The sequence below is a fragment of the Helicobacter pylori SA213A genome (assembly GCF_000476275.1).
Taxonomy (GTDB): domain Bacteria; phylum Campylobacterota; class Campylobacteria; order Campylobacterales; family Helicobacteraceae; genus Helicobacter; species Helicobacter pylori_CL.
Window position 1 is genome coordinate 79,267 of the sequence record NZ_CBOM010000002.1, and the last position, 26,088, is coordinate 105,354.

A 26,088-nucleotide genomic window follows, 5' to 3' on the forward strand; every position below is an offset into this window, starting at 1 on the left:
TGCATTTTAACTTCTCTATCAATCATAGACCCCCACTTTTTATAGCGGAATTTGATCGCAAATTCCGTTCCTTATATCCGCTCTACCTTGCAACTCCTAAACCCAACCCCCAAATACTTCCTCATCAACCACTCAATGTTGTAAGGCCCTCTATCCAAAAAACGCCTGATATTTGCAGAATTAGCTTCATAATATATTGCAGGCCCGCCATTTTCAAGAAAATCAGCAAGAGTGGTGTTGTTATTATCAATCATAGGGGGTGCAAAAACCCTAAACACTCATCAACCCCTAATTTTTTAACGATAAACAATCTGCAATTGATAAAATCACCATCCTTATCGTTAAGAACATCAATGATTTTATAAGAGCTACCATACCCGTAATAGATCGAGTTAGATTTCTGTGATTCTTTATTAGCCTTTAATCCATTAAATTCATCAAAAATACCCGCCATGAGATCATCATTATTTGCTAAAGCGGTCTTGCTATTCAATCTAACCATCGTTTCCTTATTCAACTGGACAATAACTTCGTTATCTCTTTATCCGCTCCAACACCAATCACTCTATAGCCAAATCTATCCACTCTTTTACTCAATTTGTTACACAACAAACCATGCAATTCCTTGTTTTTTAATTTCTTAACCATAAAATCATCCGCTAACATAAAAACTCCCCATTAATTGAACCCCAATCTTTAAACCCCTTTAAGCAAAAATCCCAAATTAAGCGTTTCTAATAAACGCTTTTTCTAATGACCCTATGAAATTATAGCGTGATCACTCAAACTTATTAAACTTATCTGGTTGCAGATGGTTTATAAAGAAGCCCTACAAACTACCTTTCCAAAAACAAATCTTTTTCTTGGATTTCTGCTCCTTCGCTTAAAATCGCCGCTCTTTCCACGACGCCTAAAAGCTCTCGCACATTCCCATGCCAAGAATATTCTAAAAGGCGTTTTGCGGCGTTTTTTGAAAAAGATTTTGGCCCCAAATGATACGCATCGCACACTTCTTTAAGCTTGATTTCAGCAATGGGCAAAATCTCTTCTACCCTCTCTCTTAAAGGCGCAATAGTTATAGGCACGATTTGCAAGCGGAAAAACAAATCTTCTCTAAATTCTTTTGAAGCGATTTTTTCTTTCATGTTAGCGTTGGTAGCGGAAATGAAACGGACATCAATTTTAACGCTCTTATTATCCCCAAGGCGCGTGATTTCTTTTTCTTGAACCACTCTTAAAAGTTTGCTTTGCAATTGAAAGGGCATTTCAGCGATTTCATCTAAAAAGATCGTGCCTTTATTCGCACTCTCAAAAAGCCCCATTTTAGGGGCTGTGGCGTCCGTGAACGCCCCTTTTTGATACCCAAAAAGCTCGCTTTCTAATAAATGCTCTGGGATAGCGGACATGTTGATCGCTACAAAAGGGTGTTTAGAGCGTTGCGAATGCTGGTGGATGAAATGAGCAAAAACCTCCTTACCCACCCCGCTTTCGCCCAATAGCATGACATTAGCGTCCGTGCTTGCGACTTTTAGGGCCTGCCGTTTGCTCTCTTCTAACGCTTTTGAGACGGCTAAAAAGCTGTGTTTGTGTGGTTTCTTTAAAGGTTTTTCTAAAGGGTGTTTTTTTTGAAATTCTAAAACTTTTTTGGTGCGATAGATGGACTCTAAAAGCAATTCTGGTTTAAAAGGCTTTTGGAAAAAGTCTTTCACGCCTAAACGAATGGAATCAATGGCTTTATTCAAAGTCGCATTACCGGTAATCACAATGGATTCGTATTTGCCTTCTAAAAGGCGTAAAAATTCCAAGCCGTCCATATGGGGCATATTAATATCCGTGATGACTAAATCAAAGCTTTCATCAAGTTTGGCTAAAGCATCTTTAGGGTTTTTAAAACTCACAATTTCTAAATCGTCTTGAAGCTCAAAAAAAAGCTCCAGGCTTTTACGCATGTTGATATCATCTTCTACAATGGCGATTTTCATTCTTCTTCCTTTCTAAAAATATCTAAAAACAACGCATCTCCTACTAAACTCGCTCTAACGCTTAAGGCTTTGAGATTAAGAATGCTTGTGGTAGTGGTGCCGTTTTTATAGCTATGATCATAATGCGTGATAGCGACTTGGCTTTTTAAAATGCAGTCTATGACTCGCTCTTTTTCTTTTTTCAACGCTATTTCTAAAAGGAAGCGTTCTAACTTTATTTGGAGCAAGGGGTTTTTCAAATCGGGTAAGTTGCTAGTAATAATAGAGCAATGATAGTCTAAGACATAGGGGGCTGTTTTGATGCGGCTAACGATAGGTTTAGAGACAGAATACTCTTCGCCCATCACTCTAGAATCAACGATTTTCAAGCGATACGAAATTAAAAATTCTTGTTCTTCTAGGGGGCTTAGGGCATGCAAAGAAACCCCTAAAAAATAAAATAAAAAATAAAAGAATGAAAAGAAACGCATCACTCAAATAAATTTTGCGCCGAAGAGATTTCTAAATTTTCTGGCTCTTCTTCTTTAGGGCAAGAATTGACATACATGACTTTATCGGCGGTGTTTATGAGCTTTACCCCACTAGCATTTCTTCCGGTTTCTCTAATATCTTTAATAGAAACTCTGATCATTTTCGCGCTTGCAGTAAGGATCATCAAATCCAAATTTTCATCATCCACGCTGATAACGCCCACTAGATTGCCGGTTTTTTGAGTGAGCTTCATGCCAATAACCCCCTTACCTCCACGAGATTGCTCTCTATACGCTTCGGCTAAAGTTTGCTTGCCAAGCCCGTTTTCACTCACGCTCAAAAGCTTGTTGCCATCATCGTTAATAACGACCGCGCCGACAACAAAATCGTTTTCATTCAGCCTAATCCCTATAACCCCACGAGCATTCCTTCCGATCTCTCGCACATCTTCTAAAGGGAATTTAATGAAAATACCCAAATGCGATGCGATGAGCAAATGCTTAGCGTTTTTATCCACAACTTTTGCGCCCACTAATTCATCGCCTTCATCTAAAACAATCGCTCTGATACCGCTATAACTCCTATTACCGCCAAATTCGCTCAAATTGGTGCGCTTCACCACGCCTTTTTTGGTGAAGAAAGCTAAAGAGCGTTCATCGCTAAAGTCTTTAGTGCTTAGAGTCGCCATGATCTTTTCATCCGGAGCGAGCGAGATTAAATTCACAATAGCTTTACCCATAGCGATCCGGCTCGCTTCTGGGATTTTATAGACTTTCAAATGATACAATTGCCCCTTATTGGTGATAAAGAGCAAAATATCATGCGTGTTAGCCACAAAAAAGTTTTCAATGAAATCGTCTTCATAAGTGCTGCCTGAAAGCTTGCCCTTACCGCCACGATTTTGCTTTTCATAAGCTTTTAAATCCACTCTTTTCACATAGCCCTTATAGCTCATGCTCACCACCATAGGCTCATTAGCGATCAAATCTTCTATGTCAATATTTTCATACGATTCTTGAATTTCAGTGCGCCTTGGAGAAGAAAACTGCTCTTTGACTTCTAAAAGCTCTGTTTTGACGACTTCATTCAAGCGTTCTTCGCTCTTTAAAATGCCATTGAGATCATCAATAAGCTCTAATAAGTTTTGGTATTCTTCTTTGATCTTATCCCTTTCAAGGCCTGTTAAGCGTTGCAAACGCATTTCTAAAATGGCTTTGCTTTGGATTTCGCTCAAAGTGAAACGCTCCATTAAGGCGTTTTTAGCCGCTTCTGGGCTTGGGCTTGTTTTAATGAGCTGCACGATTTCATCAATATTGTCTAGTGCGATCAAATAACCCTCTAAAATATGCGCTCTAGCCTTAGCCTTTTCTAATTCAAAAATCGTGCGTCTTATAATAATGGTTTTTCTGTGGTTTAAGAAAAGGCGCAACAACTCTAAAAGCGTGAAAATCTTAGGCTCTTTATTGTAAATAGCGAGTAAAATGATGCTAAAAGTGGTCTCCATAGTGGTGAGTTTGTAAAGGTGGTTTAAGACAATTTCACTCATCGCGTCTCTTTTTAATTCAATCACCACTCTAATGCCCTCTCTATCGCTCTCATCGCGCACTTCGCTAATGCCTTCAATTTGTTTTTCTCGCGCTAAATCGCTGATTTGTTCCACTAATTTGGCTTTATTGGTTTGGAAAGGCATTTCATCTAAAACGATGATTTCTTTATTTTTCGTCTTTTCCACATGCACTTTGGCCCGCACTTTCACGCGCCCTCGCCCCGTTTTATAGGCTTCAATAATACCCGCCTTGCCATAAATGATCCCACCAGTAGGAAAGTCAGGCCCTTTGACAAATTCCAAAATTTCATCTAATTCAGCGTTAGGGTTTTCTAAGACATGCGCTAAAGCGTCTATGATTTCATCCATCCTGTGGGGGGGGATAGAAGTCGCCATTCCTACAGCGATCCCATTAGCCCCATTGACTAAAAGGTTAGGCAGACGGCTTGGTAGAATATCTGGCTCTTTTAAGGTGTCATCGTAATTAGGCACAAAATCAATGGTGTCTTTATCAATATCCCTTAAAATTTCTTCACTCGCCTTAGTCATTCTGGCTTCAGTGTAACGCATCGCTGCAGCGTTATCGCCATCAATAGAGCCAAAGTTACCCTGCCCATCCACTAATTCCAAACGCATAGAAAAATCTTGCGCCATTCTCACTAGCGCATCATAAACCGCATTATCGCCATGGGGGTGGTATTTACCAATCACATCACCCACGATCCTAGCGCTTTTTTTATAAGCGACTTTGGAAGTAAGGCCTAATTCATGCATCGCATACAAAATACGCCTATGCACAGGCTTTAAGCCATCTCTAGCGTCCGGTAAAGCGCGCCCTATGATCACGCTCATGGAATAAGCTAAATAGCTCTCTTCAATAGAAGAATCAATCCCCACTTCTACAATATTTTTTGTTTCATTGACTGAATTATCTTGCATGTGTCTCCCTAAAATTTAATTACTTCAAATAAAGCGTTAAAAGATAACGCCCCCAAATCAAAGCCCAAAAAATAAGCCCTATCAGTTGGGCTGAACTGGCCATGTCTTTAGCCTTTTTGGCTAAAGGGTGGAACTCTGTGCTGGTAAAATCCACAGCCTTTTCAATAGAGCTATTGATGAGTTCAACCACCACTGATAAAAAACAAGGTGCAATCAATAGCCCCCATTCTAAAAAATCTTTAGCTAGATAGCTCGCTAGAGTGATACAAAAAAGAGCCAAGATGACAATTTGCCTGAACGCGCTCTCTTCAGCCCATGCACATTTAAGCCCGTCTTTAGAATAAAAAAGGGCTTTAAAAAGGCGTTTAAACCCTTTGGCTTTGGGGGGGACTTTGAAATCACTCATGGCTTATTTTGTAGGATTGAAAGAAATTCACGCTAAGGCTTTCCAATAGGGCGTTAAAAGTCAGCTTGGCGTTGTCTTTAGCTTGGGCGTTAAGAGCGATTTGGGATCGTTTGTCTTTAGCCATAGAAACAAAGGCTTGCAACAATCCTTTAAAATTTTGTTGGAGAACGGTATTGTCTTTAAAACGGGATTGGAACAAGGTCATAAAATAGTTTTCTAAAGAAGATAATGCGCTTTCATAAGAGACGCTAGGGGTTTGAGATCGCAAGCTAAAATAAGGGGAAAAAAAGCCCAAACTCTCTTTATTTTGGTAATAAAAGGCTTCCAAAAGGTTTTTAAGATGGCGCGCTTGGATAGAAACGCTCAACTTTGGCGCTAAAAAACGCAGTTTGTCTTGCAACTCTTCTATGGCTTTAGCGTCTTTAGAACTCAAGGTTTTAAAAATATTTTTAAGGGATAGATTTTCTTGCGCCTCCATTAAACCCTCTTGAAAAAAAGTGTAAGCAAGGATATTTTCCGCATTAGTCAAATCGCATTTTAAGTTGTCGTTTAAGGTTTTTTCATCTAAAGCGTTGAATTTTAAAGAGCAATTCAAGCGCGTGGGTTTCATTTTTTCCAATAAGGCATTCAAGTCTTTTAGGGGGATTTGGCTGATTTTTTGCTGAATATCTTGTTCTAAAATAGGGGATTTGATTTGAGAATGGATAGAAAGGATAAGAGAGCTTTTATCTAAAGAATTGAGCTTAATACTCAAATTTTTAAAATCCATAATAGGGGAGTTTTGAGAATCTAAAAAACTGAGCTCTTTAGAAGTGCATGCAATTTTAAAAAACCCTTCGCATTCAAAAGGAACGCCTACAATCCCCATGCCCTTAATATGGGGGCGTTGATCTAAATAAGCGTTAAGATAAGCGCTTAAAGATTTTTTAACCGACATGCTGGTGAAGAAGATAAACACCCCTAAAAGCACGCAAATTAAAGCCCCAATAACCACCATCCAAGACATGAATTTTTTAGTCAAAAAAACCCTTTATTCTATTGAAAGCATAGTGATAGAACCCATAAAATGCGTTTTCTTATTTTGAGAAATACTGACAATATCCTGCAGTAATTTTTCACAATTTTCTTCTTCCCAAGTGTGGTTTCGCTGGTGTACAAGGATAGAAAATATCGTGTTTGTTAGGACAAAAAAGTCGTTAGCAATGCCTTGTGTTACTTTCATAGCTTTTCCTTGTTAGATGGAATTGAAATTATACCTAGTATTAAATCAAAAAAAAGAAAAAGAGCTTAAAATTTTGAAAAAGTCCTAATTTGTGGCTGAATTTGTTGGGATTGAAAGAATTTGCTTGAGTTGAATTAACCCAAGCTTTTTAATGCGTCAAAGAGGCATAAAGCCTCTTCATAAAAAGGATTGAGCGATTTTAGCGTCTTTCTGGGGGCTGTATGCCTAGCCAATCTTTATAAAACACCTCTATATCAGGCTCAAAATCATGGATCACAGGATACCAAGGAGTTGGGGCTTCAACATCTAAAAGGATGCCGCAATCCGGGCAAATATACTCCCGATACACTTGCCAATTAGTATCACTGGCTAAGAGTTTAGGATACACCTCTTCCATTTTTTCTGCTGTATCGCGCACATAGATGTTTGCATGCAATTTCCAATTCTCCTCTGGAGCGCAAAACGCATGACCGCATGAACACTTAATAACCCACTTCTTTTGAGGATCTTGCACCACAAACAAATGCGGCCCCAAGGGTAAAACGATTTTGTCATCAAAATCTACCTTATCTTGCAACACCTTCAGATACATTTGGAATCTTTCATGATCTTTAGGCATGCTCAGCATTTTTAAGACAGTATTCCAATCCAAGTTCCCCTCTACCAAATTTTTAATTTGTTCTTGTGTGTATTTTGGCATAACCATTCTCCTTTCTTTATTTCTCATCAACCAACAGAACTGTGCGCACATCAGGCAATTTGCTCAAATCCATCCTGTATTTAGATCCATAGGTGAATACACCAAGCTCATCTTCTTTCATGCTCCAGCTCTTTGGCAAGTTCCAGAATGTTTTAAAATCGCTTAAAAACTTAGGTGAGAGATCAAAGCTAGTCGCATACATGTGCTTAACCTGTTTGGAAGCCTCTTTTTCAAGGATAGCGTTTCTTTCTTGCTCCATCCATTCTTTTACCGGTATGGATCTAGCCTTTCTGTTTTCAAGAATTTCTTTTCTTCTGGCTTTCGTTTTGGCTTCATCGCCGACCCACACGCCGTCTTTATTTTGACTCACCACCGCGCCATAAACCTTGTAAGCGTATTCTGGCAATAGCTGTTTGCTGTTGAGATCTTCTAAAATCGCATTCAAATCCCTTTCAATCGGATCGCCAAATCCAGGACCGCCTTTGATGTAGTTCAAATACAAGTCATAATTGTCAAAGCAATTTTCTGTGGTGATGCATTGCTTATCCCTTTTGACTTGAGACGCATGAGAAATGTGCTTTTCATAATCTCGATCAGTTGGGTTAAAATCGCCTCCCAAAGGCAAGCTGGCGTTATTTTTAATCCTGTTTTTTAAATCGGTGTTGTGCGCTTCAAACCTATAACCACTAGCCGCTGGATAGCCCCCCATCATACCCCAATCGCTATTCATATAGCCATTACCCATAAAGAACATGGTCCAATCATGTGCACCCCAAACCATTCTTAAGGTTTCAAACCCGTTACCGCCTCGATATTTCCCATACCCACCGGTATTGGCTTTGACATTCCTGCCTAAATAAAGAAGAGGCTCTGCCATTTCCCAAATTTCAACATCGCCCATATCGCCTTCTGGGTTCCAAATAGCCGCTGCGTGATTTAGGCCGTCTTTTATCGCGCAAGCTCCAGTCCCACAAGAACTCGTCTCAAAGCTATTCACCGCATGGATTTCTCCATCCTGGTTGATACCACCGCCTTGCAGCCAATTGGAAGTGTTAGCGTTTCCAGAATTGACCTCTTCTAAATACCCTCGGCTGTAATACGCTTGAGACAAACCTCTCCACAAAGCGCTCCAGCCTGATACCAAGAAATGCCACGCATAAGCATGCCCGGTGCGCCTGTCATCTGGATTCATCCAAGTCCCTTTTTTGAGTCTGAATTGAGTCGCGAAATAAGCACCATCATTGATGCGAGAAGTGGGTATCAGCGTTTGAGTCATCATCACCCAAATACCGCTAGTGAAAGACACTTGGTTGCAATTGAAAGAGTGCCATCCCCACCTAGACGCGCCATCAAAATCTAATTTCCATGTAGCGTCTTTATTGATAGTGATTTCCACAGGAGAGTGCATGATCGTGTCTAGCTTAGCAAATTCAGAGCACACGCCAATATCTTTATGCGCATAAGGCACATCCACAAACGCTACCTTTCTATACTTGCCTGGTATGGTCATGGATTTGATCCTAGAGATAAGGCCTCTTCTTCCCTCTTCAATCACCTCATCAACAAATCGCATGTAAGAATCAATGCCGTCTTCTTTAATGACCTCCATCACTAAATCCCTAATCATATGGCATCCTGCAATCCTAGTCCTTTCATCTAGAATCCAATATTTAGGCGTGCGAACCGATCTTTGAGATTCATGCAACCAATCTTTAAAGCTTTCATCATTCGCCCCTGTCTTACGGCAAGTGATCATGTATCCATCCCCAAATCTTTGAACCTGCCCGGTACTCATCGATCCTGGAGTAACCGAACCGGTATCAATCACATGCGTAACACCGCCTACCCACCCAATCAATTTTTCATCGTGAAAAATAGGCACAAGAGTCATAATATCGCATGGGTGCACATTCCCAATCGCGCAATCGTTATTGGTGAAAATATCCTTGTCATTGATGCCTGGGTTGTCTTCCCAATTATTCTCTACCATGTATTTGATAGCCGATCCCATAGTGCCTACATGGATAATGATACCTGTAGAAGTCAGCACGCTATCGCCCACAGCGTTATAAAGCGTGAAGCACAATTCCCCCTCTTGCTCAACAATAGGGCTTGCAGCAATCCTTTTAGCCGTTTCTCTGGCATGCACGATACCGCCTCTTAATTTAGAGAACATTTTCTCATAACCGATCGGATCTCTTTCTTTAAACTCTAGTTTTTTGAGACCATTGTAATGCCCTGTTTTTTCTGTCCTGGCTAGGATTTCATCTCTAGCTTGTTTTAAAGTTTTGCCGTTTTTCAATAAATTTGCCATTTTGAACTCCTTTATTTAATTTCTTTCAAGTGGAACAATCGGTGTTTGTCTAGTCTTGTCGCAAAGCCTTTGGGTATCACGAAAGTGGTCGCATCTGATTCCACGATCGCAGGCCCTATGACTTCATTTCCAGGCAATAATTTTTCCATTTGCCACACATCTGCATCCACCCATTTTTTATGCCGATAGAATTTTCTAACGCCTATTTTGGCTTCTTTTGGAGGCGTAGCGCCATGCTCTTTTTCAACCGGAATCACAGGTTTTTGCGTAGCCACAACACCACGCATGATCACGCCAGTCACGCTAAAACCAAGCTCTGGAGAACACGCTGATTCAGAATAAACACGAGCGTAGGTTTTTTCATATTCTTTGACAATCTCTTCCCAATCAGCCACGCTTGCAGCCTTTGACACAGGAGAAGTGATCTCTAAATCATTCAATTGCCCCATATACTGCATCCTGTATCCAGGTCTTAAGATCACATCTTTTTGAGAAAATCCATTGATCTTGAACTCTTCAATCACTTTAAGGGTCAATTCATCCCATGCGTCTTGAATGATTTTGCATGCTTCTATTTTGGACTTGTCTGAAGAATACTGCGGAATGGCAATATCCACGCTCTTGTCGTATCTGTATTCAAAATCAGCGCAAGCGCAACCAAAAGCGCTAAATCCAGCCGCCCACGCAGGCACTACCACATCCTTAAACCCTAAGCCTTCTGTATAGCCATAGGTATGCACAGGCCCCGCACCACCATATGAAAAGCACACAAAATCAGACGGGCTATACCCTTTAGCGCTAATATTGGATCGCAAGTATTCTTTAAGATCCAAATCAAGCAACTCAATCACACCTGCAGCCGCATCTTCTACGCTAATACCTAGCGGATCAGCGATTTGCTCTTTAATGTGTTTTTTAGCCCTATCCACATCTAATTTGATCAAACCGCCTAAGAAATTATCCGGGTTCAAATAGCCTAAAACAATATGGCAATCGGTTACTGAAACCGTGTCTAAACCGCTGTCTTTCCAGCAAGTGCCAACTCTATACCCCGCGCTATCAGGCCCTAGTTTAACCGATTGGCTGTGCGGATCAATGCGCACAAAACTCCCAGCGCCCGCGCCAACGGAATCCATAGCCACAAGTGGTAGAGATAAAACAAGGCGCGCCATATCAGGGTCAGAAGCGATGTTAAAATTGCTCTTAACGATAAGCGCCATATCAAAGCTCGTGCCGCCAATATCGCTGCATGCAATATTGTCATAACCAAGCGTTTCGCCTAGCAATTTAGATCCAATCACGCCTCCAATAGGACCGCTCACAATCGTCCTAGCGAGCTCTTTAGCCTTCCAGCTAATGGTGCCTCCATGCGTTGCCATCACACGAAGATCGAATTTAGCGCCATGCTCTTTGAAGCGGTTGCTGACTTTAGAGAGGGTTTGCCTGCTTGGCTCAGCCGCATAAGCTTCTAAGATAGTGGTGTTCATTCTGTGGCTTTCTTTTCTTTGAGGGTAGTAATCCACCGAAGCGAACACAGGAATATTTTTACCCAATTTTTCAATTTCTTTTAACGCTATATCTCTAACAATCCGCTCGCTTTCAGCGTTTTTATGAGATTGCAACAAACAAATCACAATGGCTTTTGCGCCTGCTTCTAAAAGCTCCTTAACAGCAACTTTAACCTCTTCTTGGCGCACTGGGATAACCACTTGCCCCTTGACATCGGTTCTTTCTGTAACGCCTCTAATCCTTTTTAAAGGAATCAGCGGATCATCATACTTGTGCGTGTTGATATGCAACCTTTCTTCTAGCGCATACCCCAAGTAGGATTGCAACGCTCTGCCCATAGAATGCATTTGCTCAAAACCCTTATTGCAAATCAGACCCACTTCCATTCCGCGCCTTTGGACGACCCGATTGAGCATCGCCGTGCCTGAATACACGCAAGTGACCAACTCTGGATAAACCTTACTGACATCTGACTTCCAATGCGATAAAGCGTCTTGCGAGCTATTATAAATAGCTAAACTCTCATCTTCTGGGTTGCTTTGGGCTTTACCAACTACGAAACTGCCATTTTCTTTCACAAAAAATGTGTCCGTCATGGTGCCACCGGCATCAATACCCATCACCTGAACTCTTGCGTCTTTCATTTTTTAGACTCCTTGTATTAAAGTGTTGCTCGAGGTAACCTATCAAGGTAACCTGTTTGAATTATAGGACAGATTTTAAAATGGAAATCGTTTTTTTTTTTTAAAGCCAATCAGTGAAAATTTAGTGTGTGAAGTGAAGAATAGTAATAAGTTCATTCAAAAAAATATCATATAGGAGTAAAAATATTAAACCTATATTAAATCAAAAGGCAAAATTCAATTCTAAAGTGCCGATTTGATGGTGTTTAGGCTGGGATTGAAAGGTTTTACTAATATCAGTAATCGTAAAAGCCACCCTAAAGCTACGCCACATCATCGCCGCTCCTATTTCACTGGCATAAACAAAGTATTCCAAATTAGCAATGCCCCTAGTTTCAGGGCTATTGCCTTGAATGAAGATGTTAAGGGGTTGGAAGCGCCCAAAAGCCCCTACAAAAAAATAGATGGAAAATTTATCGCTATAAGGCATGCCTCCATCAAAAGCGGTATTGACCTTATTGACACCATAATCAGCGTCCAGGTTATACCCAGCCCTAAAGAGCGAGCCAAGTTGGAAATAATCCCTCGCATTGCCCAGCTCCACATTAAACCCAGGCATTAACTCCATAGAAAAAAAACGAGTCTTTAAAAGGGGGACTTTTTTGAGCAATTGGTAGTGCAATTCAAAGATAAATTCGTTTTTGAGCTGCGTGTTCCAGCCATAAAATTGGGGGTCATGACCCCATTTATGAATGAGACGCTGCGTTTGAGCGGCCAAAGAATCTTGCCCTGTCGTGCCTAAAGAAAGCGTGAATAATTCCATAAAAGTTTGATGGCGGTTATACACATTCAAATTCACCCGTAAATACCCCCCATAAGGGTGGTTGTCATGCAAATGCACCAGTTTTCTGTTTTTAAGTGAGGGGGTATACATGTCTTGGGCGAGGGAAATACCAAAACGAGTAACCCTAGGGCTTTTATTGAAAAACCCTAAATACGAAGTCCATTTCATCGCTTTATTTTTAGAAAAATCAAACTCTTTAGTAGAAAAGCCTATTTGATTGCCTGCCGTGTAATACTCATCAATATAAGGATTGATATAACCATCATTTTCAGTCATCAAATTGATAGAATAGCGTTTAGAGGGCGTTAATGGGGTAGGAATATCCTCTTTTGCCCATGCAAACATTCCTAATAATAAATATAAAATAAATTTGAAAAACAAAACACTTCCTTAGGTTATTATGGGATTATTGTAACGAAATAAGTCTTAATTACAAGAGCGTTTAAAGGGTAAAAAGAGAAAACTTTACCCCAAAGAGCGTGGTTTTAGGCATAAAAAACTCACACTAAAAAATAAAACACCCCACACACGACTAAGCCTACAAAAATTAAAGTCAAAACGCAATAGCCCATAATATCTTTAGCGCCCAAACCCGCAATGGCTAAAGCGGGCAAAGCCCAAAAAGGCTGTATCATATTCGTCCAAGCGTCTCCCCAAGCGATAGCCATAGAAACCACGCCCGGATCCACCCCCAAGCTTTGGCCAGCTGGGAGCATGATAGGAGCTTGAATCGCCCATTGCCCTCCGCCTGATGGAATAAAAATATTGACAATCCCTGCGCTCAAAAAAGTCATGAGCGCGAAAGTTTTTTCATTAGCGATGTGCGTGAAAGCTAAAGAAAGCATTTGCGCTAAAGAATGACCTCCCACGCTATGGCTTGCCATCATCCCCATAATCCCGGCATAAAAAGGGAATTGCAATAAAATCCCAGCCACGCTCCTAGCGGAATAATTGATCGCTTTCACATAAGCCAAAGGGGTTTTATGCAACAAAATCCCTAAAAAAAGGAAAATCGTATTGACAATGTTTAAACCAAGCCCTCCTCCTTTAAAAAAATAAATACCCAAATACCCAAAACCCAAAAAAACCAAAAGATAAGAAAGCAAAGCGCTGTTTTCTAAAAAATGTGCGATCGTTTTGTCTTGTTGGTGGTCAATGAGTTCAATCTCTTTGTATTCGTCTTTTAAAAGCTTTGAATCAATCTCAACGATTTCTTCTTTTTTAGGGTGGATCATTGCCATTAAAAAGGGTAACCCTACAAGAATGATCCCTATAATGATCAAATTATAAGTGGAAAAAATCGTTTCGCTAATGGGGATAGCTTTCTCAATCACCCCGGCGCTGATTTTAGACAAATTCTCATTTTGGGTGGCAACGCTTAAAGGGATAGAGCCTGATAAACCCCCATGCCAGATGACAAAACCCGAATAAGCGCTAGCAATAAGCAGCCTGTAATCCACCCCTTTAACATTTTTGGCGATCTCTTTTGCAAAAATCGCGCTAATCACCAAGCCAAAACCCCAATTGATCCAATTAGCGATTAACGATAGAAAAGTAACCAACCATAAAGCCGTATAATACCTTTTAGGTAAAGACGCTAGATATTTTAAAAGTTTTTGGACTAATTTAGCGCTAGCTAGAGCTTGACCCAACACCAAAATAAGGGCCATTTGCATAGAAAAACCTAAAAGCGTCCAAGCGCCATTCCCCCAACTAGAAATGACAGACGAAGCGTCTTGCCCTGTCAAGCAATAAACAAGAACAAACACGATAAACGATAAAAGAGTGACCAAGATAAAGGAGTCCGGCAAACATTTAGACGCTAAAAACACGCACGCTGAAGTCAAATGCCTTAATAAAAACATAAACACCCCCTTTTATAAGCTATAGATGCGTTTCAAATTCAGCTTCTGTTTTTTCTTTCACTTGATCAAGGCTGACCCCCTCTTGCAATTCCACTAATTTCATGGCGTTATTGGAAAATTCAAACACCGCTAAATCCGTTATCAATTGATGCACCACGCCTTTTCCTGTTAGGGGCAATGAGCATTCTTTTTTCACTTTAGACTCCCCATATTTGTTGCAATGCTCCATGATGACAATCACTTTTTTAGCGCCATGCACCAAATCCATGGCCCCTCCCATGCCCTTTATGAGCTTTTTAGGGATCATCCAATTAGCCAAATCCCCATTTTGTGAGACTTCCATCCCCCCTAAAATCGCTAAATCAATATGCCCCCCACGAATCATCGCAAACGAATCCGCGCTGTTGAAAAACGAAGCGCCCGGCACCACAGTTACGGTTTCCTTTCCTGCGTTGATGAGATCCGCATCAACGCTCCCCTCTAAAGGGTAAGCACCAATCCCTAACAGCCCGTTCTCGCTCTGGAAAACGATGCTCATCCCGCTCACTTCATTAGCCACCAGCGTGGGCAAGCCTATCCCTAAATTCACATACATGCCCTCTTTTAATTCCTTTGCCGCTCTTTTAATGATAGCCTCTCTCATTTCGCGCTCCTTGTCGTGATTTTTTCTATCCGTTTTTCAAATTTCTCGCCCTTATAGATGTGTTGCACATAGATTCCTGGCAAGTGTATTTCATCTGGGTCTAATTCCCCGGCCGGGACAATTTCTTCCACTTCAGCAACGCATATTTTTGCCGCCATCGCGCACAAGGGGTTGAAATTTCGGGCCGTTTTTCTAAACACCAAGTTCCCAAGAGTGTCGCTTTTATAGGCTTTAATAAGCCCGTAATCGCCTGTTATCGCTCTTTCTAAAATATACTCTTTGCCGTTAAATTCCCTTGATTCTTTGCCTTGAGCGATCAAAGTCCCAACCCCTGTTGGGGTGTAGTAAGCGGGTATCCCAGCCCCTCCAGCACGCAAGTTTTCAGCCAGCGTGCCTTGCGGTGTCAAAACGACTTCAATTTCTCCATTCAGCATTTGCGATTCAAAAATCTTATTCTCCCCCACATACGAAGCGATAATCTTTTTAATCTGTTTTTTTTCCAAAAGAATACCCAACCCAAAGTCATCAACGCCGCAATTATTGCTCACGACAATCAAATCCTTGATTCCTTTCTTATAAATGTAATCAATGGCGTATTCGGGTATCCCGCATAGCCCAAAACCGCCCACTAAAATAGTATCCCCATCTTTTAACCCGCTCAACGCTTTGTCTAAATCGGTTATAACCTTGTTCATCTCATTCTCCTTATTTTTGTTCAACTACCACTGATAGCCCTTGACCGCCACCCACACACAATGACGCACAGCCCACGCCATGCCCACTTCTTTTCATTTCATGCAATAAAGTGACTAAGATCCTAGCACCGCTTGCGCCAATAGGGTGGCCAATGGCTATTGCGCCTCCATTCACATTCACGATATTGGGGTTTAATTCAAGCTCTTTTAACACGGCTAGGCTTTGCGCGGCGAAAGCTTCATTGAGTTCAAAAAGATTGATGTCATTGAGATTCATTTTGACATTTTTAAGGTTGTTTTTAATCGCAATACTAGGGCATATACCCATTATATCCGGACTGCAACCACCCAAGCCAAACCCCCTGATAGTTGCCATTGTTTTTAACCCCAATGTTTGTGCTTTTTTAGTGCTGCATAAAATGATAATACTCGCGCCATCATTGATCCCTGATGAATTTCCTGCCGTTACCGATCCGTCTTTTTTAAAAGCGGGTTTGAGCTTTGCAAGGGATTCTAGCGTCGTTTCTCTAGGGTATTCGTCCTCTTTAAAAACCACCACGCCTTTTTTATTCGCTATTTCAATAGGCGTGATTTCTTCTTGGAATTTCTTTGCATTAATGGCGGCTCTTGCTTTGAGTTGCGATTGGAGCGCGAAACTATCTTGCTCTTCTCGGCTTATGTGGTATGCTTGAGCGACATTATCAGCGGTGATCCCCATGTGGTAATCATTGAACGCATCCCACAATCCATCATGTATCATGGAATCTATCATGTTCGCATTCCCCATTCTTTTCCCCTCTCGCATGTCAAACGACAAATAGGGTGCTTTGCTCATGTTTTCCACGCCACCGCACACCACCACCTCATCGCGCCCAAGCACGATGCTGTCATGCGCTAACTGGATAGCTTTCATAGACGATCCGCAAACCATATTGACGCTGAAAGCGTTTTTGTCATTAGGGATGCTAGCGTCTAGTTGGATCTGCCTAGCGATATTTTGACCCAAACCAGCGCCTAAAACATTGCCTAAAATGACAGAATCCACATCGCTAGGCTTAAGGCCGCTCGCCTTCAAAGCGTCTTTAAGCACGCAAACACCCATTTCTCTAGCACCCACGCTCTTTAGAGAGCCTAAAAAACTCCCTACAGCACTCCGCTTTGCCGCCACTATAACCACTTCATTCATGTCTTTGCCTTTAAGTTGATTTATTAGTCATAGTATCACTTTTAGGTGATTGACACCCTAACAGGTTGGATTTTGTTTTAGGTTTTGTTTGAGATTGAGAGCGATCCGTTTATTTTTTTCACAAAAATATTATTCTTATCGTTCAATGATTATTGCACAATATAGCTTTGAGTAGGGATCTAAAATCAAGCAGATATGCACTTTAGACTCATGTTTCTCTAACGCTTTAAAAAATTTCTTTCTAAGCAGTCTTTGCCTAGTTTCAAGGTTTTAATAGAATTTTAAGCAAACTCCCTAATTTCTTTCTCTAAAGCGTTAATAAAAACGCTTGAATAGGATTTTTCCTTAGGGAATTTGGCTAAAAAATCATTCAATAGCCCAAGGTATTGCTCCTTATTTAAAGCCCCTTTCAGCACTTCGTATTTTAAAAAAAGCCAATAAGTGTTAAGCACATCGCTTTGGCAATAGCCATCAATAATCTCTTTTTTCTCTTTTTGGCTTAAATTAGGGTTGTAATAAATCGCATGCACTAAATCCCCACTCACATCAAATTTACCAGGAATATTCATCATAGAGCAAATGCCATTTAGATTCAACCCCCTAACGGATCCATAATGACTCAAGCTATCCATTAAATCCAAGTGGAACTGCTCGCTATAACGCGCGCGGTAATTCTCCCATTTGTTTTCTTGGCTGTAAAAAGCGTCTAAGGTTAAATTGTATTTAAGGGCTTTGAGCGTGAGTAGGGGCATATCAAAACCTCTGCCATTGAAGCTTATCAAACGCGGTTGCTTTTCGTTAAAGTATCTAAAAAAATCTTCTAAAAGCTCTTTTTCGCTTGTAAAACCCTCTTTATTTTCGTGTTTTTGACCAAAATTCCCCACTTTGATAAATTGCCCGTAATCATCGCCAATGACCGCTGCAATAGAGATGATTTCATGCAAATAAAGAGGCAAAAACTCGCTCCCGCTTTTTTCTTTTTGCTTTTCAAAACTCCGTTCACAGATTTTTAGCGCATCATTTTCTTCTAATTGAAAATGCTCTTTACACAAGCTCACGCTAGGAATGGTTTCTATATCAAACACGCACAACATCACACGCTCCTTTCGCATTTTAACATTCTTGTCTCGCTTTTATTATATAACAATTAGTCTTATAGCGCTATAGTGCTGACTTTTAATCTAAAAACGATATAACTAAAAATTAAAAAAATTTATTTGGAGAATTGGAAGTGAAAGAAATCATTGTCGCTCTTGTGGGCCAGCCTAATGTAGGGAAATCATCTCTTATTAACGCTTTAAGCAACGCCCATTTGAAAGTGGGGAATTTTGCCGGGGTTACCGTGGATAAAATGGAAGTGAGTTTGATCCACAAAGAGCATCAAATCACTATCATTGATTTACCAGGCACTTACGCGCTCAATGACTTCACCACTGAAGAAAAGGTTACTAAAGATTTTTTAGAAAAAGGGCAATACGATCTCATTCTTAATGTAGTGGATTCCACCAATTTAGAGCGCAATCTAGCCTTAAGCGCGCAATTACTAGAAACGAATCAAAAAATGCTGCTCGCGCTCAACATGTGGGATGAAGCGCAAAAAGAAGGGATTAAAATTGATACAGAAAAGCTTTCTCAAGAATTAGGGGTTGTGTGCGTGCCTACGAGCGCAAGATCTAAAGAAGATCGCTTGAATACAGAGCTTTTATTAGATGAAATTGTCAAACTTTATTCTCAAAAGACTACCGATAATGAAAACATAAAAGTCCCGTCTCAAAGCTTTAAGGAGTCTTTAAAATACAGCCAGAGCGCTCAAAGAATCGCTAAATTAGTGATCCGTGAAAACCAACAAAATGCGAGCTTTGAACACACTTATAAGATTGATAAGATTTTGATGCACAAGCGTTATGGGATTTTGATTTTTTTAGGGTTTATGTTTGTCATTTTTTCTTTGAGTTTTTTAATAGGGGGAGGGTTGCAAAAATTGCTAGAAGAAGGGTTTAAATTTTTAAGCGATAGCATTAAGGAAAATGTGGCTAATGAAGATTTAGCGTCTTTGGTGGGCGATGGCATTATTGGGGGAGTGGGGGCGACGGTTTCATTCTTGCCGTTAATTGTGGTGTTGTATTTTGGGATTTCTTTACTAGAAACGACAGGCTATATGAGTAGGGTGGCGTTTTTACTAGATGGGATCTTGCATAAATTTGGCTTGCATGGGAAGAGCTTTATCCCTTTAATCACCGGTTTTGGTTGCTCTGTGCCAGCTTACATGGCGACAAGGACCTTGCAAAATTACAACGAACGATTGATCACGCTTTTTGTGATCGGGTTTATGAGTTGCTCAGCAAGACTGCCTATTTATGTGTTATTTGTAGGATCGTTTTTCCCCTCTTCAAGCGCGGGGTTTGTGTTGTTTTGCATTTATATTTTAGGAGCGGTTGTGGCGTTAGTGATGGCTAAACTATTAAAATTAAGCGTGTTTAAAGGACAAACGGAATCCTTTATTATGGAGATGCCTAAATACCGCCTACCTAGTTCTAGAATGATTTATTTTAGCATTTATACCAAATCGCTTTCTTACCTCAAAAAAGCTGGGACTTATATTTTAGTGGGAGCGATTTTAATCTGGTTTATGTCTCAATACCCTAAAAGCGATGCAGCCATGAAAGCTTATAAACAAGAAAGTTTATTGGTGAATAAGGACACTACTCTTTCAAGCGAAGCTAAAGAAGAAAAATTAAAAGAATTAAAAGCAGAATTGGATAAAAAGAATTTAAAAAATAGCATCGTAGGGAGAGGGGGGGCGTATTTAGAGAAAGTCTTTAGCCCTATGGATTTTGATTGGCGTTTGAGCGTTTCGCTTGTAACCGGGTTTATGGCTAAAGAAGTGGTCGTTTCTACTTTAGGAGTGTTGTTTTCTTTAGGGGATCAAAATGAAAAATCTGACGCTTTTAGAGAGGTGATCAGAAAAGAAGTCAGCGTGCCTAGCGGGATCGCTTTTATCGTGTTTGTGATGTTTTATATCCCTTGTTTTGCAGCGACCATTACTTTTGGTAGGGAAGCTGGGGGGATAAAATTTGTAGCGTATTTATTCATTTTTACAACCGTTGTGGCGTATTTCTTTTCACTGATAGCTTTTTATGCGACTAAAATCTTTTTTTAAAGATTAGTGATTAAAGGGTTTTTAAAACCCTTTAAATGTTTAAAAATCCATCTCATTCTTAAAAAAATATTAAAAAATTTTTATTTTTCTTCATATTCCAATCCTTTCCATAAATGTTCGCACCAATCGGTATTCTTTATTAAAAAAGCCATTAATTTTTATTTAAATAATAATTATCTCAAAATTTAAGCTAAAAATAAGAATAGTTATTATAAATTACGCCTTGTTGTAAAAAGGAACATTTCTTATAAAAGGTGGTAAATGAAAAGAATCTTAGTCTCTTTGGTTGTTTTGAGTCATGGCGTGCATGCGATGAAAACTCACAATTTAGAAAGGGTGGAAGCTTCAGGAATAGCTAATGATAAAGAAGCGCCCTTGAGTTGGAGGAGTAAGGAAGTTAAAAACTATATTGGTTCTCGCACGGTTATTTCTAACAAACAACTCACTAAAAGCGCGAATCAAAGCATTGAAGAAGCTTTGCAAAATGTGCCAGGCGTGCATATTAGAAACTCTACAGGTATTGGAGCTGTGCCTAGCATTTCTATTAGGGGGTTTGGTGCGGGAGGTCCAGGACACTCCAATACGGGAATGATTTTAGTCAATGGAATCCCCATTTATGTCGCTCCCTATGTTGAAATTGGCACGGTTATTTTTCCTGTAACCTTTCAATCTGTGGATAGGATTAGCGTAACCAAGGGGGGAGAGAGCGTGCGTTATGGCCCTAATGTTTTTGGCGGTGTGATTAATGTGATCACTAAGGGCATTCCTACCAAGTGGGAGAGTCAGGTGAGCGAGAGGGCCACTTTTTGGGGTAAATCTGAAAATGGGGGGTTTTTCAATCAAAATTCTAAAAACATTGATAAAAGCTTAGCCAATAACATGCTTTTTAACACCTATTTAAGAACAGGGGGTATGATGAATAAGCATTTCGGGGTTCAGGCTCAAGTCAATTGGATCAAAGGGCAAGGGTTTAGATACAACAGCCCTACAGATATTCAAAACTACTTGCTAGATTCGTTGTATCAAATCAATGATAGCAATAAAATCACGGCTTTTTTCCAATACTACAGCTATTTTTTGACAGACCCCGGGTCTTTAGGTATAGCTGCCTATAATGAAAATCGTTTTCAAAACAACCGCCCTAACAATGATAAGAGCGGGAGAGCGAAGCGATGGGGGGCTGTGTATCAAAACTTTTTTGGGGACACGGATAGGGTAGGGGGGGATTTCACTTTCAGTTATTATGGGCATGACATGTCAAGGGATTTTAAATTTGATTCTAACTATTTAAATGTCAATACCAATCCTAAATTAGGCCCTGTTTATACGGATCAAAATTATCCAGGATTTTTTATTTTTGATCATTTAAGGCGTTATGTGATGAACGCTTTTGAGCCGAATTTGAACTTGGTTGTTAATACCAATAAGGTTAAGCAAACTTTTAATGTGGGCATGCGTTTTATGACGATGGACATGTTCATTAGATCCGATCAAAGCACATGCGAAAAATCAGACATTATTGATGGGGTGTGTCATATGCCTCCTTATGTCCTTTCTAAAAAACCCAGCAACAATCAAGAAATGTTTAACAACTATACAGCGGTATGGTTGAGCGATAAGATAGAGCTTTTTGATTCTAAATTAGTGCTAACTCCAGGGCTTAGATACACCTTTTTAAACTACGATAACAAAGAGCCAGAAAAGAACGATTTTTCCGTATGGACCAGTAAAAAACAGCGTCAAAACGAATGGAGTCCGGCCTTTAATATTGGCTATAAACCTATGGAAAACTGGATATGGTATGCGAACTACCGCCGTAGTTTTATCCCCCCACAACACACAATGGTGGGCATTACTAGGACTAATTACAACCAAATTTTTAATGAAATTGAAGTGGGGCAACGCTATAGCTATAAAAATCTATTGAGCTTCAATACCAATTATTTTGTGATTTTTGCCAATCGTTACTATGCGGGAGGCTATAGCCCACAGCCCATTAACGCTAGGAGTCAAGGGGTGGAATTGGAATTGTATTATGCGCCAATTAGGGGTTTGCAATTCCATGTGGCTTACACTTACATTGATGCGCGCATCACTTCTAACGCTGATGATATTGCTTATTATTTTACAGGCATTGTCAATAAACCCTTTGACATTAAAGGGAAGCGTTTGCCTTATGTGAGTCCTAACCAATTCATATTTGACATGATGTATACTTACAAGCACACGACTTTTGGTATTAGTAGCTATTTTTATAGCCGCGCTTATAGCTCCATGCTCAATCAAGCCAAAGATCAAACCGTGTGCTTGCCCTTAAACCCAGAATACACGGGGGGGCTAGAGTATGGTTGTAATTCAGTGGGGTTATTGCCTTTGTATTTTGTATTGAACGTTCAAGTAAGCTCGGTTTTATGGCAAAGCGGTAGGCATAAAATCACAGGAAGCTTGCAAATCAATAACCTTTTTAACATGAAGTATTATTTTAGGGGGATTGGCACAAGCCCTACAGGGAGAGAGCCCGCGCCAGGGAGATCCATTACAGCGTATTTGAATTATGAGTTTTAAACTGGTTTCAAGCTTTTATAGCTTGATTGTTTGATATCAAACCATTTTAAAACTCGCTACTAAATTTTCGGTCAATAAATTAAACCCATCTACCAGAATAAACACTAAAATTTTAAAAGGTAAAGAAATCATTACAGGCGGGAGCATCATCATGCCCATCGCCATTAAAATAGAGCTGATGACCATATCAATCACCAAAAAAGGCAAGTAGAGTAAAAAGCCGATTTGAAACGCTGTTTTCAACTCGCTTATCATAAATGCCGGGATTAAAACGCTCAAACTCACCTCATCAGGAGTTTTAGGGTTAGGGAGGTTTCTGATCCTAAAAAAAAGCGCTAAATCCTTTTCTCGTGTGTTTTTAAGCATGAATTCCTTGAAAGGCAGAGCGCTTTTTTCAAACGCTTCGGTGTAAGAAATCTTTTTATCCATATAAGGCTTAATCCCTGTATCATAAGCCTTTTTCAAGCTAGGTTCCATGATGAAAAAAGTCAATATCAAAGAGAGCGAAACTAAAATTTGAGTGGGTGGGGTTTGTTGCGTGCCTAAAGCGGTCCTTAAAAAAGAAAACACCACGATCAAACGGGTGAAACTCGTCATCACTAAAATCAATGACGGGGCTAAAACTAAAAGCGTGAGCAGGGCGATGACATTAAGGGTGGTTACAAGCTGTTTAGGATCATTAGGAGCGTTTAAAGAGAGATTGACGCTAGGCAACGCGCTATCAGCACTCATTAAAGGGCATATTAAAGGGCAAATGAGAATGAAAAAAATGAAAAAACGCAAAATTCTAGCCTTAAATCTTTGATGAAACGAAGTCAAATTATAAGATAAGGCATGTTAAAATTCCCTAAAAAAAGGATTTTAATGCTTTCTGTAATCATACTAGCCGCTGGCAAAGGCACTCGCATGCATTCTAGCCTGCCTAAAACTTTACACACCCTTTGTGGGGAGCCTATGTTATTTTACATTTTAGAAACGGCTTTTTCAATCAGTAATGATGTGCATCTTATCTTACACCACCAACAAGAACGCATTAAAGAAGCGGTGTTGAAGCGTTTTAAGGGCGTAATCTTTCACACTCAAATCGTGGAAAAATATTCAGGGACAGGTGGGGCTATCATGCAAGAAGATAAAACGCCTATTTCTACGAAACATGAGCGGGTTTTGATTTTGAATGCGGACATGCCTTTAATCACTAAAGACGCTCTCACTCCCTTATTAGAAAGCAAGAATAACGCTATAGGCTTACTCCATTTAGCTGACCCTAAAGGTTATGGGCGCGTTGTTTTAGAAAACCATCAGGTTAAAAAGATTGTAGAAGAAAAGGACGCTAATGATGAAGAAAAAGAAATTAAAAGCGTGAATGCTGGCGTGTATTTTTTTGAAAGAAAGTTTTTAGAAAAATACTTGCCCAAGCTTAATGACCAAAACGCCCAAAAAGAATACTACCTCACGGATTTAATCGCTCTAGGAATCAATGAAAACGAAACAATTGACGCTATTTTCTTAGAAGAAGAGTGTTTTTTAGGGGTGAATAGCCAAACAGAAAGGGCGAAAGCTGAAGAAATCATGCTAGAAAGACTGCGAAAAAACGCCATGGACTTGGGGGTAGTGATGCAATTACCAAAGAGCATTTACTTAGAAAAAGGCGTGAGTTTTAAGGGGGAGTGCGTTTTAGAGCAAGGGGTGCGTTTGATTGGGAATTGTTTGATAGAAAACGCGCGCATTAAGGCTTATAGCGTGATAGAAGAAAGTCAAATTATTAATAGTAGTGTGGGGCCGTTTGCCCATGCGCGCCCTAAAAGCGTGATTTGTGATAGCCATGTGGGGAATTTTGTAGAGACTAAAAACGCCAAACTTCAAGGCGCTAAAGCAGGGCATTTGAGCTATTTAGGGGATTGTGAGATAGGGAAAAACACAAATGTAGGGGCTGGCGTGATCACTTGCAATTACGATGGTAAAAAGAAACACCAAACGATCATCGGTGAAAATGTCTTTATAGGGAGCGATAGCCAGCTAGTCGCCCCCATAAATATCGGCTCTAATGTCTTAATCGGCAGCGGCACCACCATCACTAAAGACATTCCTAGCGGGTCGTTGAGCCTTTCACGCCCCCCTCAAACCAACATTGAAAACGGGTATTTTAAGTTTTTTAAGAAATCTTAATTTGCTTCAATAATGAAAAATCCTAAAATATTATAATCATTTACTTTAATCCTGTAATTTGAGTAGAAATAAAACGCTTATTGAGATTTTTGTGATATTTAGCTGATTTGTAACAATGATTTTAAATAGGGTTGTGGTATAAATATTCTTATCAAGGTGTGCCAAACATGCCTTGAATCTCAATTTTTGAATCTCAATTTTATGAAAGGATTTGTTATGAGTGGATTAAAAGCATTTAGTTGTGTAGTGGTTTTATGCGGTGCAATGGCTAATGTGGCTATAGCTAGTCCTAAAATAGAAGCAAGGGGTCAGCTTGGTAGAGATATAGGAGGTGGTGTTGGAGCTGGAATGGGTGGTGCAATGGGTGGAATGATTGGGGCTCTTGGAGGTCCGTGGGGTACTGTGTTTGGTGCAGGCATTGGTGGTGGAATAGGGGCATATTCTGGGGCTGAAATAGGCGATAGGGTAGAAGATTTTATCCGTGGCGTTGATAGAGAGCCACAAGCCCCAAAAGAACCTATCCGTGATTTTTATGATTACGGCTATAGTTTTGGGCATGCTTGGTGATCTTAAATGAGCCAAGGTGATGGGGGGAAAGAAAATAACATGGATACTACAAAAGAGAACTTGAATGGCTCAAAAGAGCGTTTGAGCGATTGGGAATATCAATGGGCAGTGGCTCTAGTCTATACGATATGTATCTCCATAAACGCTAGGATTTTTTATGACATAGATGGTTCAGCTAGCAATCCGCTTTTTGACCCTAAATACAGCTATTATATGTGGCTAGTGGGTCTAATAGCGGCTTTGTTGTCTAATCTCTTGTTTAATCCTAAAGGCAGGTCGGTAGGTTATTTAATGATTGAAACTTGGCAAGGATTCCCCAAGTTTTTTAAAGCCATTTTTAAGGTTAGGTTTTTTGGCGCGTTTTATGACGCTGTGTTAGGAGCGAGACTAAGGGATTTTTATGTGATGCTTTTAACGATACCCTTTATTATCGCTATGCATGAGATTTCGGCGTATTGTGGGCATCCTAGCAACTTCTTTGTAGAGGGTTTGGTCATTTTAGGGTTTCAAGGTTTTCTTAAGTTTTGTGCTAAATGGAGGTGGTGATTTAACCCAAATGTCATTAAATGGAGGGGGTATAAAAAATTAAAAAATTTTAAAACCCATTCTTATTATTGAAAATGGGTATTTTAAGTTTTTTAAGAAACCTTAATTTGTTTAAATAATGAAAAATCCTAAAATATTA

At 40.0% G+C, this 26,088-nt stretch carries 24 protein-coding genes and 1 pseudogene; 5 read left to right on the forward strand and 20 right to left on the reverse strand.

The features are described 5' to 3' along the window. Positions 1-71: 71 nt before the first annotated feature. The 18 genes from QT74_RS08080 to QT74_RS01670 all read right to left on the reverse strand — a co-directional run bounded on the left by QT74_RS08080 (position 72) and on the right by QT74_RS01670 (position 18,039). Entirely contained in the window at positions 72-254 is a 183-nt protein-coding gene (locus QT74_RS08080) for a hypothetical protein (RefSeq protein ID WP_229261558.1), read from the reverse strand. Further along, on the reverse strand, positions 251-502 hold the full coding sequence (locus QT74_RS08650; RefSeq protein WP_050579209.1) for a hypothetical protein: 252 nt from the start codon (positions 500-502) through the stop codon (positions 251-253). Before QT74_RS08650 ends, QT74_RS08080 begins: the two co-directional genes overlap by 4 nt. 11 nt (positions 503-513) lie before the next feature. Then, complete coding sequence (locus QT74_RS08485; protein ID WP_001915516.1) at positions 514-666, reverse strand: hypothetical protein; 153 nt, start codon at positions 664-666, stop codon at positions 514-516. Positions 667-836: 170 nt separating this feature from the next. Further along, on the reverse strand, positions 837-1,982 hold the full coding sequence (gene flgR, locus QT74_RS01600) for a transcriptional activator FlgR (protein WP_033764112.1): 1,146 nt from the start codon (positions 1,980-1,982) through the stop codon (positions 837-839). Beyond that, positions 1,979-2,452, reverse strand: a complete 474-nt coding sequence (locus tag QT74_RS01605) for a hypothetical protein (RefSeq protein WP_033764113.1) — start codon at positions 2,450-2,452, stop codon at positions 1,979-1,981. Before QT74_RS01605 ends, flgR begins: the two co-directional genes overlap by 4 nt. Next, positions 2,452-4,938 carry a DNA topoisomerase (ATP-hydrolyzing) subunit A gene (gyrA, locus tag QT74_RS01610; RefSeq protein WP_033764114.1) on the reverse strand — a complete coding sequence of 829 codons (2,487 nt, stop codon included), beginning with the start codon at positions 4,936-4,938 and terminating at the stop codon, positions 2,452-2,454. Before gyrA ends, QT74_RS01605 begins: the two co-directional genes overlap by 1 nt. A gap of 19 nt (positions 4,939-4,957) precedes the next feature. Next, entirely contained in the window at positions 4,958-5,344 is a 387-nt protein-coding gene (locus QT74_RS01615; RefSeq protein ID WP_033764115.1) for a diacylglycerol kinase, read from the reverse strand. Beyond that, a complete protein-coding gene (locus tag QT74_RS01620; RefSeq protein WP_033764172.1) occupies positions 5,337-6,350 on the reverse strand; it encodes a hypothetical protein in 1,014 nt (337 codons plus the stop codon). The genes QT74_RS01615 and QT74_RS01620 overlap by 8 nt, the downstream gene beginning before the upstream one ends. Before the next feature lie 24 nt (positions 6,351-6,374). Beyond that, positions 6,375-6,566, reverse strand: a complete 192-nt coding sequence (locus QT74_RS01625; protein ID WP_033764116.1) for a DUF262 domain-containing protein — start codon at positions 6,564-6,566, stop codon at positions 6,375-6,377. Between the two features lie 199 nt (positions 6,567-6,765). Next, positions 6,766-7,266 (reverse strand): acetone carboxylase subunit gamma, encoded by a 501-nt coding sequence (locus QT74_RS01630; RefSeq protein ID WP_033764117.1) that lies wholly within the window; start codon positions 7,264-7,266, stop codon positions 6,766-6,768. A gap of 16 nt (positions 7,267-7,282) precedes the next feature. After that, on the reverse strand, positions 7,283-9,580 hold the full coding sequence (locus QT74_RS01635; RefSeq protein WP_033764118.1) for a hydantoinase B/oxoprolinase family protein: 2,298 nt from the start codon (positions 9,578-9,580) through the stop codon (positions 7,283-7,285). A gap of 11 nt (positions 9,581-9,591) precedes the next feature. Beyond that, positions 9,592-11,733 carry a hydantoinase/oxoprolinase family protein gene (locus QT74_RS01640; protein WP_033764120.1) on the reverse strand — a complete coding sequence of 714 codons (2,142 nt, stop codon included), beginning with the start codon at positions 11,731-11,733 and terminating at the stop codon, positions 9,592-9,594. Between the two features lie 202 nt (positions 11,734-11,935). Continuing rightward, positions 11,936-12,937, reverse strand: a complete 1,002-nt coding sequence (locus tag QT74_RS01645) for a lipid A deacylase LpxR family protein (RefSeq protein ID WP_033764121.1) — start codon at positions 12,935-12,937, stop codon at positions 11,936-11,938. Between the two features lie 119 nt (positions 12,938-13,056). Further along, positions 13,057-14,421: a TIGR00366 family protein gene (locus tag QT74_RS01650; protein WP_033764122.1), complete on the reverse strand. Its 1,365-nt coding sequence runs from the start codon at positions 14,419-14,421 to the stop codon at positions 13,057-13,059. A gap of 19 nt (positions 14,422-14,440) precedes the next feature. Continuing rightward, entirely contained in the window at positions 14,441-15,064 is a 624-nt protein-coding gene (locus QT74_RS01655; protein ID WP_033764123.1) for a 3-oxoacid CoA-transferase subunit B, read from the reverse strand. Next, positions 15,061-15,759: a CoA transferase subunit A gene (locus QT74_RS01660; RefSeq protein ID WP_001045174.1), complete on the reverse strand. Its 699-nt coding sequence runs from the start codon at positions 15,757-15,759 to the stop codon at positions 15,061-15,063. The genes QT74_RS01655 and QT74_RS01660 overlap by 4 nt, the downstream gene beginning before the upstream one ends. A gap of 10 nt (positions 15,760-15,769) precedes the next feature. Further along, a complete protein-coding gene (locus QT74_RS01665) occupies positions 15,770-16,945 on the reverse strand; it encodes an acetyl-CoA C-acetyltransferase (protein WP_033764126.1) in 1,176 nt (391 codons plus the stop codon). A 281-nt stretch (positions 16,946-17,226) separates the two neighbouring features. Further along, positions 17,227-18,039 carry a 3'-5' exonuclease gene (locus QT74_RS01670; RefSeq protein WP_033764127.1) on the reverse strand — a complete coding sequence of 271 codons (813 nt, stop codon included), beginning with the start codon at positions 18,037-18,039 and terminating at the stop codon, positions 17,227-17,229. A gap of 137 nt (positions 18,040-18,176) precedes the next feature. Between QT74_RS01670 and feoB the strand changes: the two genes are divergently transcribed. Next, entirely contained in the window at positions 18,177-20,105 is a 1,929-nt protein-coding gene (gene feoB, locus QT74_RS01675) for a ferrous iron transport protein B (RefSeq protein WP_033764174.1), read from the forward strand. 261 nt (positions 20,106-20,366) lie between these two features. Further along, on the forward strand, positions 20,367-22,670 hold the full coding sequence (locus QT74_RS01685) for a TonB-dependent receptor family protein (RefSeq protein ID WP_033764129.1): 2,304 nt from the start codon (positions 20,367-20,369) through the stop codon (positions 22,668-22,670). 36 nt (positions 22,671-22,706) lie between these two features. Here QT74_RS01685 and fliP read toward each other — a convergent pair whose 3' ends face one another. Both fliP and QT74_RS08820 read right to left on the reverse strand, forming a co-directional pair. After that, positions 22,707-23,453, reverse strand: coding sequence for a flagellar type III secretion system pore protein FliP (gene fliP / locus QT74_RS01690; protein WP_001210273.1), 747 nt, complete (start codon positions 23,451-23,453; stop codon positions 22,707-22,709). 35 nt (positions 23,454-23,488) lie between these two features. Next, positions 23,489-23,578, reverse strand: a pseudogene (locus QT74_RS08820) (flagellar biosynthesis protein flip); the annotation flags it as partial. Between QT74_RS08820 and glmU the strand changes: the two are divergent. The 3 genes from glmU to QT74_RS01705 all read left to right on the forward strand — a co-directional run bounded on the left by glmU (position 23,535) and on the right by QT74_RS01705 (position 25,949). Continuing rightward, the gene (gene glmU, locus QT74_RS01695; protein WP_033764177.1) at positions 23,535-24,836 is read left to right on the forward strand and encodes a bifunctional UDP-N-acetylglucosamine diphosphorylase/glucosamine-1-phosphate N-acetyltransferase GlmU; all 1,302 of its coding nucleotides are present in this window, start codon (positions 23,535-23,537) and stop codon (positions 24,834-24,836) included. The pseudogene QT74_RS08820 and the gene glmU overlap by 44 nt on opposite strands. Positions 24,837-25,037: 201 nt before the next feature. Further along, on the forward strand, positions 25,038-25,403 hold the full coding sequence (locus tag QT74_RS01700; RefSeq protein WP_033764179.1) for a hypothetical protein: 366 nt from the start codon (positions 25,038-25,040) through the stop codon (positions 25,401-25,403). Between the two features lie 39 nt (positions 25,404-25,442). After that, on the forward strand, positions 25,443-25,949 hold the full coding sequence (locus tag QT74_RS01705) for a hypothetical protein (RefSeq protein ID WP_033764181.1): 507 nt from the start codon (positions 25,443-25,445) through the stop codon (positions 25,947-25,949). Positions 25,950-26,088: the final 139 nt, after the last annotated feature.

Bases quoted from the DNA above. Each gene is read 5' to 3' on its own strand.
- QT74_RS08080 (WP_229261558.1), bottom strand. From the start codon at position 254: ATGATTGATAATAACAACACCACTCTTGCTGATTTTCTTGAAAATGGC.
- QT74_RS08650 (WP_050579209.1), bottom strand. From the start codon at position 502: ATGGTTAGATTGAATAGCAAGACCGCTTTAGCAAATAATGATGATCTC.
- QT74_RS08485 (WP_001915516.1), bottom strand. From the start codon at position 666: ATGTTAGCGGATGATTTTATGGTTAAGAAATTAAAAAACAAGGAATTG.
- flgR (WP_033764112.1), bottom strand. From the start codon at position 1,982: ATGAAAATCGCCATTGTAGAAGATGATATCAACATGCGTAAAAGCCTG.
- QT74_RS01605 (WP_033764113.1), bottom strand. From the start codon at position 2,452: ATGCGTTTCTTTTCATTCTTTTATTTTTTATTTTATTTTTTAGGGGTT.
- gyrA (WP_033764114.1), bottom strand. From the start codon at position 4,938: ATGCAAGATAATTCAGTCAATGAAACAAAAAATATTGTAGAAGTGGGG.
- QT74_RS01615 (WP_033764115.1), bottom strand. From the start codon at position 5,344: ATGAGTGATTTCAAAGTCCCCCCCAAAGCCAAAGGGTTTAAACGCCTT.
- QT74_RS01620 (WP_033764172.1), bottom strand. From the start codon at position 6,350: ATGTCTTGGATGGTGGTTATTGGGGCTTTAATTTGCGTGCTTTTAGGG.
- QT74_RS01625 (WP_033764116.1), bottom strand. From the start codon at position 6,566: ATGAAAGTAACACAAGGCATTGCTAACGACTTTTTTGTCCTAACAAAC.
- QT74_RS01630 (WP_033764117.1), bottom strand. From the start codon at position 7,266: ATGCCAAAATACACACAAGAACAAATTAAAAATTTGGTAGAGGGGAAC.
- QT74_RS01635 (WP_033764118.1), bottom strand. From the start codon at position 9,580: ATGGCAAATTTATTGAAAAACGGCAAAACTTTAAAACAAGCTAGAGAT.
- QT74_RS01640 (WP_033764120.1), bottom strand. From the start codon at position 11,733: ATGAAAGACGCAAGAGTTCAGGTGATGGGTATTGATGCCGGTGGCACC.
- QT74_RS01650 (WP_033764122.1), bottom strand. From the start codon at position 14,421: ATGTTTTTATTAAGGCATTTGACTTCAGCGTGCGTGTTTTTAGCGTCT.
- QT74_RS01655 (WP_033764123.1), bottom strand. From the start codon at position 15,064: ATGAGAGAGGCTATCATTAAAAGAGCGGCAAAGGAATTAAAAGAGGGC.
- QT74_RS01660 (WP_001045174.1), bottom strand. From the start codon at position 15,759: ATGAACAAGGTTATAACCGATTTAGACAAAGCGTTGAGCGGGTTAAAA.
- QT74_RS01665 (WP_033764126.1), bottom strand. From the start codon at position 16,945: ATGAATGAAGTGGTTATAGTGGCGGCAAAGCGGAGTGCTGTAGGGAGT.
- QT74_RS01670 (WP_033764127.1), bottom strand. From the start codon at position 18,039: ATGTTGTGCGTGTTTGATATAGAAACCATTCCTAGCGTGAGCTTGTGT.
- QT74_RS01685 (WP_033764129.1), top strand. From the start codon at position 20,367: ATGAAAAGAATCTTAGTCTCTTTGGTTGTTTTGAGTCATGGCGTGCAT.
- glmU (WP_033764177.1), top strand. From the start codon at position 23,535: ATGCTTTCTGTAATCATACTAGCCGCTGGCAAAGGCACTCGCATGCAT.
- QT74_RS01700 (WP_033764179.1), top strand. From the start codon at position 25,038: ATGAAAGGATTTGTTATGAGTGGATTAAAAGCATTTAGTTGTGTAGTG.
- QT74_RS01705 (WP_033764181.1), top strand. From the start codon at position 25,443: ATGGATACTACAAAAGAGAACTTGAATGGCTCAAAAGAGCGTTTGAGC.